Source organism: Steroidobacter sp. (assembly GCF_016790065.1).
Classification (GTDB): domain Bacteria; phylum Pseudomonadota; class Gammaproteobacteria; order Steroidobacterales; family Steroidobacteraceae; genus Steroidobacter.
Genome location: NZ_JAEUPY010000383.1, coordinates 1 through 7,766, shown reverse-complemented (window position 1 = coordinate 7,766; position 7,766 = coordinate 1). Strand labels below are relative to the sequence as shown.

Annotated in this window: 5 protein-coding genes and 1 pseudogene; all 6 read left to right on the top strand. The window is 61.2% G+C overall.

Going from position 1 to position 7,766, the window contains the following annotated elements; all coding sequences use genetic code 11:
* Positions 1 to 533 (top strand): sigma-70 family RNA polymerase sigma factor (locus JNL55_RS15830; RefSeq protein ID WP_415923089.1); only part of this gene is annotated, 533 nt, incomplete at its 5' end.
* Positions 530 to 1,495 (top strand): FecR domain-containing protein, encoded by a 966-nt coding sequence (locus tag JNL55_RS15825; RefSeq protein WP_293855341.1) that lies wholly within the window; start codon positions 530 to 532, stop codon positions 1,493 to 1,495. The genes JNL55_RS15830 and JNL55_RS15825, both read left to right, overlap by 4 nt.
* Positions 1,496 to 1,665: 170 nt before the next feature.
* On the top strand, positions 1,666 to 3,954 hold the full coding sequence (locus tag JNL55_RS15820; RefSeq protein ID WP_293855338.1) for a TonB-dependent siderophore receptor: 2,289 nt from the start codon (positions 1,666 to 1,668) through the stop codon (positions 3,952 to 3,954).
* 136 nt (positions 3,955 to 4,090) lie between these two features.
* Complete coding sequence (locus tag JNL55_RS15815; RefSeq protein WP_293855335.1) at positions 4,091 to 6,409, top strand: TonB-dependent receptor; 2,319 nt, start codon at positions 4,091 to 4,093, stop codon at positions 6,407 to 6,409.
* A 22-nt stretch (positions 6,410 to 6,431) separates the two neighbouring features.
* Complete coding sequence (locus tag JNL55_RS15810; protein WP_293855332.1) at positions 6,432 to 7,574, top strand: alpha-hydroxy acid oxidase; 1,143 nt, start codon at positions 6,432 to 6,434, stop codon at positions 7,572 to 7,574.
* Positions 7,558 to 7,766, top strand: a pseudogene (locus tag JNL55_RS15805) (PKHD-type hydroxylase); the annotation flags it as partial. The gene JNL55_RS15810 and the pseudogene JNL55_RS15805, both read left to right, overlap by 17 nt.

The window sequence follows — 7,766 nt, the reverse complement described above, 5'->3', positions numbered from 1 at the left end:
AATCATTCGCATCCGTGATTCGCTCTCAAATGCCCCCATCCGAGCTGCTTCCGCAACAGGCCTTGCATACGCTGTATCGGGATCATTCCCGGTGGCTGCAAGGCTGGTTGTCGCGGCAGATGGGCAGTCGCTGCGACGCTGCCGATTTGATGCAAGACACGTTTCTGAGAATCGTCGGGCGCGATTCGCTCGACAATCTCACTTCCGCGCGCGGCTATTTGCGCACCATCGCTCATGGTTTGATGGTCAATCATCTGCGTCGCCGGCGCTTGGAGCGTTTGTATCTCGAGGCGCTGGCGTGTTTGCCGGAGCCGCTGGTGGACTCGCCCGATACCCGAATGATGGCGCTGGAGACTCTGTACGCCATCGATCGGATGCTGGACGGCATGCCTGCCAAGGTGCGCCATGCGTTCCTGTTATCGCAGTTGGAAGGGCTGGGGCACGCGGCGATTGCCGAGCGTCTGAAGGTTTCGGTCAGCTCGGTGCGCAAGTATCTGTTCACTGCGATTCGTCACTGCCTCGCCTGCCAATGAACGACTCCCCGCCGGGTGCAATCGATCCCGTGGCGCTCGATGAAGCCGCCGCCTGGGTCGTGCAACTCAGTGCGGGCGGGCCATTGGAAGCTGAACGTGAGGCGCTCGCGAAGTGGCGAGCAGCGCGCCCCGACAACGAATTGGCCTGGCGACGCGCTGAGGCGTTGACGCGAACTTTCGATTCCGTGTCTCCCACGGCTGCGATGGCTGCGTTGTCGCCAAGCGATCGCGTGCGGCGTCATCGCGCAACCAAGGCTCTGGCGATCGTCGCTGTCGTAGCACTGGGCTTGGCGGCAAATTCACGCTGGCCTTCGTTCTACGAATTTCCGGACTATCGAACTGCGGTCGGCGAGTCGCTGACGGTGATGCTCGATGACGGCACGCGCGTGACGCTCAACACCGATTCGGTGGTCGATGTCGATTTCGACAGCAAGGTACGACGCATCCGTCTGCTGCGGGGAGAGGCGCTGATCGAGAGCGGTCATGGCTCCGTTGCAGCAGGCAGACCGCTGGTGCTGGAGAATCGCGATGGTCGAGTGGTTGCGCTTGGAACCGTGTTTGGCGTTCGTAAAGAGCGCGACATCAGTCGTGTAGCCGTACTCGAAGGCGCCGTGCGTGTTGAGCCCGCCTCGAATCCGGCAGCAGGCGATATCGTTGCAGCAGGAGATGCCGCTCGCTTCGACACTAGGCAGTTCGCTGATGAGGCAGGCACGGCGCAACGACTCACGTCCTGGCGTGACGGCATGCTGCTCGCGGATGAAATGCCTCTGGGCAGGCTGCTCGACGAAATCAATCGTTATCGGCCAGGCCTCCTGCAGTACGACTCGGCGGTGGCCAAGCTGCCGATCTCAGGCGCTTTCTCGCTGGTGGATACGGATCGGGCGCTGGCGTCCGTGGCCCAGGCGCTGCCGGTGGAAGTCACTTTTCATTCGCGCTCGTGGGTGCGAGTGACGCTGCGCTGATTTTTTTCCTCGCGTGCTTGTCACTTTCCGATTCTCGACGGGCATATACGGTATCGGAAGACTCCGCTCGAGGGCCCCGTCTGGTGTGCAAGTGGATCGTTGCCGTTCTGTGCGGTCTGTTGTCGTGCGCGTGCCCGGCAGCCGACTCGCCGGCCGCCCAGTCCGAAAAGATGTCGACGCGGGACATCCCCGCCGGCTCGTTGGGCACGGCCTTGGCGACCTTCGCAATCAACCTGCGCGTGCCGTTGTCGTTCGATCCGGCGCTGACGATAGGTAAACGCACTGCCGGTCTGCGCGGTGACTACACGATCGAAGCGGGCTTTCGCACGCTGCTTGCGGGCAGCGGCCTGGAGGCCGTTCCCAATGGAGAGGGCGGCTATTTGCTGCGTCGGCAGAAGCAGAGCGATGACTCGCCGAGCGTCACATTGCTGCCGAAGGTACGAGTCGAGAGCGACCCCAATCGGCCCGCAACTACGCGCTCAATCAACTCCGCCACTAGAACAGAAACACTGCCGCGCGACGTTCCACAGTCGACAGCCGTAGTCACGAGTCGGCACATCGAAGAACTGTCGCTGCAAAGTTTGTCGGACGCTGCGCAGTACGTGCCTGGCATCGGGGTGGCGCAAGGCGAGGGCAACCGCGAAACGCTCATTTTTCGTGGCAGCAATACCAGCACGGATTTCTTCGTCGACGGCTTGCGCGACGATGCGCAGTACTACCGCGACCTCTACAACGTCGAACGAGTGGAAGTGTTGCAGGGGCCGAATGCCATGATGTTCGGCCGCGGCGGCAGCGGCGGAATACTCAATCGAGTGACCAAGGTGGCGGGCTTCGACACGCGCCGGCAACTTGCCGCGCAGGTGGGGACGAACCGAAATCGACGCGCGACGCTAGACATCGGTCAGCCTGTGGCGGATAGCGTCGCGTTACGACTGAATGCGATGTACGAGGATTCGGGCAGCTATCGCGATCAAGTCACGCTGCGACGTTACGGCATCAACCCGAGCATGAGTATTCGCGCCGGCCCGGGTACCACGGTCAGCGGCACAGTCGAGTATTTCAATGATGAACGGACGGCGGATCGTGGCGTGTCGGCGTTCAACGGCCGCCCATTGCCGACGGACCCGTCGCAATTTTTCGGCGACCCAAAGCAGAGTTGGTCGCGAGCCACGGTGAGGTCGGCAGGATTGCTGATCGAGCACGAACTGAGCGAGGCACTGGTGATTCGCAGCCAGGCGCGCTTCGCGGACTACGACAAGTACTTCCAGAACGTCTTTCCGGGCGCCGTGCGAGATGGCGGCGCGACGGTACAACTCGCCGCACACAATCTTGAATCGCAGCGACGCAATCTGTTCGACAAGACCGATCTTACGTTCGCGTTTGCCACCGGTGAGTTGCAGCACCAACTGCTGGCCGGTGTCGAAGTCGGTCGGCAAGAGATCGACAATCGTCGCGGCACGGGTTACTTCGATTCGCTCGCTCCGGGAACGACTTCGGTCAGCGTATCGGTGCTCGAGCCACGCACCACGTTGCCGGTTTCGTTCCGACAATCGTCGACGGACGCGGACAATAGTAGTGTCGGGCAAGCCACGGCCGGCTATCTGCAACTGCAGACGAACCTGACCCGACAGTTCCTGGCAACCCTGGGATTGCGCTACGAGCGTTTCGACGTGGCTTTCAACAATCGCCGCACGGGCGAACGGCTACGTAGCGCAGATACTCCGCTGTCGCCGCGCATCGGCGTTACTTTCAAGCCGGTCGAGTCGCTGTCGCTCTATGTCAACTACGGCACCGCCTTCCAGTCTCGCGCGGGCGAACAGTTCATGTCGCTTTCGGCCAGCACTCAGTCGCTGGATCCCGAAGAGTTTCATAGTTCCGAGGTGGGCGCGAAATGGCACATTCGAGAAGAACTGTCGTTTACTGCAGCGGCATATCGCTTGAAGCGTGACCATGTCGCGATTGCGGATCCCAACGAAGGCTCGCAATGGTTGCTGGTGGACGGTCAGCGAGTGCAGGGCGTCGAGCTGAGTCTCACCGGCGCTGTGGCCGATGCTTGGGACATCGTCGCGGCCTATGCCTTTCAACGGGGCGAAATCCTCTCCGACCAGTCGGCCTCGATTCGTCGTGGCGCGCGACTGGCTGCGTTGCCGCGGCATTCGTTCTCGCTGTGGAATCGCTACGACCTGAGTCCGGCGTGGAGCGTCGGGCTCGGTGTCGTTACTCGCTCCGACACGTTAGCGGCGACCGAGAATCTCGTTAACCCAGAGAGCAACGTGACGTTGCCTGGCTATGCGCGCTTCGACGCCGCGGTCTTCTGGCGTTACAGCGACGGGCAGCGCGTTCAGATGAGCGTAGAGAACCTGCTCGACAAAGAATATTTCTTGTTCGCCCATAGCAACACCAATATCACGCCCGGCTCGCCGCGCGCTTTGCGCGTCGCTGTGGTTTACGAGTTCTAACGCCGCCGAAAAGAAATCTGCGCGCGGCATTGTCACTTTTTCAGTCTCGATTGGCTTACAGAACACAGGCCCACCACTGCAACGGTCAGGCGCCGCATCGTTCGTCATCACTGTTAGTTCGAAGCCAACAATCCCCATGACTCAAATCCTCCAGAATTCCCGGCGGCCGGCCAGTTTGCGAGCCGGCGTGTCCGCCTCGACGTTGATGTTCCTGCCGTTGGCCGTGATGGCGGCGGAAAATGCGCCAGAGAATGCGCCAGTGAAGCAGCTGCCCACGGTGAAAGTGCAGGACACCGCGATCGATCCCAATCCCAACGCACAGCTAGGCGTGCCGTACAAGGCGAAAACCTCCGGCGACGATCGGCATACGCGCCCGTTGGCGGAAACGCCGCAGACCATTTCCGTGCTCACCAAGGCGCAGATCGACGACTCAGGTTACACCGATCTGGCCAAGATTCTGAATGCTCAGCCGGGCGTCAGCGTCGGCACCGGTGAGAACGGCAATGCCTTCGGCGATCGTTACATCATCCGCGGTCAGGAGGCTCGCAGCGACGTCTTCGTCGACGGCCTGCGCGATCCTGGCATGACCATTCGAGAAAGCTTCGCGGTCGATCAAGTTGAAATTTCCAAGGGACCGAACTCCAGTTTCGCCGGGCGCGGTACCGCCGGTGGTGCGATCAACGCGATCACCAAGCAGGCCACCACCGCGATGGACTTCGCGAAAATCTCCCCGGCGTTCGGCACAGACGATTTCACCCGAGTGACGGTCGACGCCAATCAATCGTTCGGCGAGCAATTCGCCGTGCGTGCCAACGCGCTGTATCACTATCAGGAAGTGCCGGATCGCGCGCCGGCCGATCGCGAGCGCAAAGGTCTGGCGCTGTCCGGTCTGTATGCGCCGAGCGAGAATCTGAGTGTCGTGCTGGACTACTACGGCCTGCGTGCGGATGACAATCCGGATCTCGGTAGCTATCTCACCGGCACGGTGCCCAATCGTGTGCCGAAGACCGGGGTCCCGGCGTATGTGCAGGAACCCGACTTTCTGAAGTCCGATGTGGACACCGGCACATTGCGGATCAAGTACTCGATCGCGCCGACGTTGCGCGTCAGCAATCTCACTCGCTACGGTGAATCGAACAACGGCTACGTCGTGACCGGCGCCAACGGCGCAACCGCCAATGCCAACAATCCCGGCGGCGCTTACGCCACGGCCACGCTCAGCACTCACCAGGGTTGGCAGGATGTGGAATACCTGGCCAATCAAACCAATCTCTATTGGGACAAGACGCTGTTCGGTCGCGAACACGCCTTCATTTTCGGCGTGGAATACACCGACCACAGCGTGCTCAACGGCGTTTACTCGGTGAGCAACTCCGGTCAGAACTGCTCGACGGGCAACAGCACCACGTTCAATGCCTTCTGTTTCATCGGCCGCGACGGCCGCGCGGTCAACGGTTTGAACACGATGATGAATCGTCAGATCGCCAAGGGTAACTGGGATCAGGACTGGCAGGTGAAAACCATCTCGGTCGCGGTGATGGACACCTTCGATCTGAACGACTCCTGGACCCTGTTCGCCGGCCTGCGCAGCGATCATTTCGACTTCGACCTGGTGACCCAGAACACCAACACGTTGGTATCGACCGCGTACAGCTATTCCGATTCGCTGCTCGACGGCCAATTGGGCCTCACCTACAAGATCGATCCGGACCTGATCGTGTATGCCAGCGCGTCGACCGCCAGCGACATCAACGGCGGCGAGTCCGACGTGGGCACCAGCAGTTCGTACGGCGGCGCCGTCGTGTTCAACGGCCGGATCGCCGGCGCCAAGCCGGAGCGCTCGTTGAATCTGGAAGTCGGCACCAAATGGAACGTGTTCGATGAAAGCCTGCTGTTGACCGCGGCGCTGTTCAGGACCACCAAGTCCGATGTGATGGAAGGTGACGCGGGCTACGCCGCCACCGGCACATTCAATACCGGCAAGAGCCGAGTGCAAGGCATCGAGCTGGGCGTCTCCGGAATGTTGCTGGAGGGGCTCACGGCTCAGGCCGGCGTGGCCTTCATGGAGAGCGAGATCCTCGAGTCGACGACCGCCGCCAACGTCGGCAAGACCATGACCAACTTCGCCGATGCCTCGGCTTCGGCGCAGTTGAAGTATCAGCTCACCGAGAGCCTCGCCATCGGCGTCGCCGGGAAGCACGAAGGCAAGAAGTACGGCGGACAGCCCGATCGGGCTGCGAGCTACAATGCGGCCGGGCTGTACAGCCAGCCGATTCCGGGCTACACGATCGCCGACGTGTTCGCGAACTATCGCTTCAACGAGAAGTTCGAAATGCGCTTGAACGTTGGCAACGTCACGGACAAGGACTACTACCTGGCGGTCTATCAGTCGGGCGCGTTCCTCTACAAGGGCGATGCGCGCACGGTCAGACTGACTTTCAACTACGACCTGTAACCCTCGTACGCGAATCGCAGGCGTGTTGTCTCCGCTGACCAGTATTCCTCCGCAGATCGGCTGTGCTCAGGACTATGAACAGCTGGCGCATGATTTCATCGCGCGGCCAGTTCGTGAGCACATCGCAGGAGGCAGCGGCGATGACCTCACGCTTGCGGCCAATCGAAACGCGTTCCGGACGTGGGCGGTGTGCCCACGTCCGCTGCGCGATGTCACTGCAGGACATACGCGCATCACGTTGCTCGAACGGGAACTGCGTCACCCGATCATGCTGGCGCCGGTGGCATTGCAAAGGTTGGTTCATCCGTCGGCTGAAATCGAAACAGCGCGGGCCGCTGGTGCGACGGACACCTGCATGATTGCGAGTACACGCTCATCGTGCACGCTCGAAGACATCGCACGTGCTTGTGGGCCGACGAAATGGTTTCAGTTGTATCGGCAGCCGGAACGCTCGGCGACGCTCGACTTGATGCGTCGAGCGGAGGCGGCTGGCTACCAGGCCATCATGCTGACGGTGGATGCCACCCTCCAGATTCCGAGCAAGCGAACGGTTCGCGCCGGATTTCAGATGCCCGCAGATTGCGTGGCGGCCAACTTGGTCGGCTACCGGGCCGACGCGCCGGTGGTGCTGGAACCGGGTCAGAGTCGGATCTTTCAGGGAGCCATGCGCGAGGCGCCGACCTGGAGCGAGCTGGATTGGCTGCTCGAAAATACGTCGTTGCCGTTGTGGGTGAAGGGCGTGTTGCATCCCGATGACGCACGTCAGTTGCAAAGTCGCGGTGTGGCGGGACTGGTCGTATCCAATCATGGCGGCCGCGCGCTGGACGGTTCGCCGGCAAGTCTGTCGGTGTTGCCTACGATCCGTGCAGCGGTAGGCAGCGCGTTTCCGTTGTTGTTCGACAGCGGCATCCGTTCCGGCACGGATGTTTTCAAGGCACTCGCGCTCGGTGCGAATGCAGTCCTGGTCGGGCGGTTGCAAGCGTACGCGTTGAGTGTGGCGGGTGCGCTCGGTGTGGCACACATGATCAGGTTGTTGCGCGAAGAGCTCGAAGCATGCATGGCGATGGCGGGTTGCGCGACGGTTGCGGAGATCGACGCAGCTTGTTTGCAAGCCGTTCGGGCTGAGTTTTTACTGAATCGAGAGAGCGATGCTGACCTGTATTGAAGGCGTGCTGAACGAGGCGGAGGTTCGTCAGTTTCGCGATCACCTCGACAACGCAGACTGGCAGGATGGTGCGAAATCCGCTGGCGCGCTTGCGCGTACACAAAAGCGCAATCAGCAACTCGATGAAAGTTCGGATGTTGCTGTGAGTCTCGGCAATCAGCTGCTGCGTAAGCTGGGCTCGCATCCGCTGTT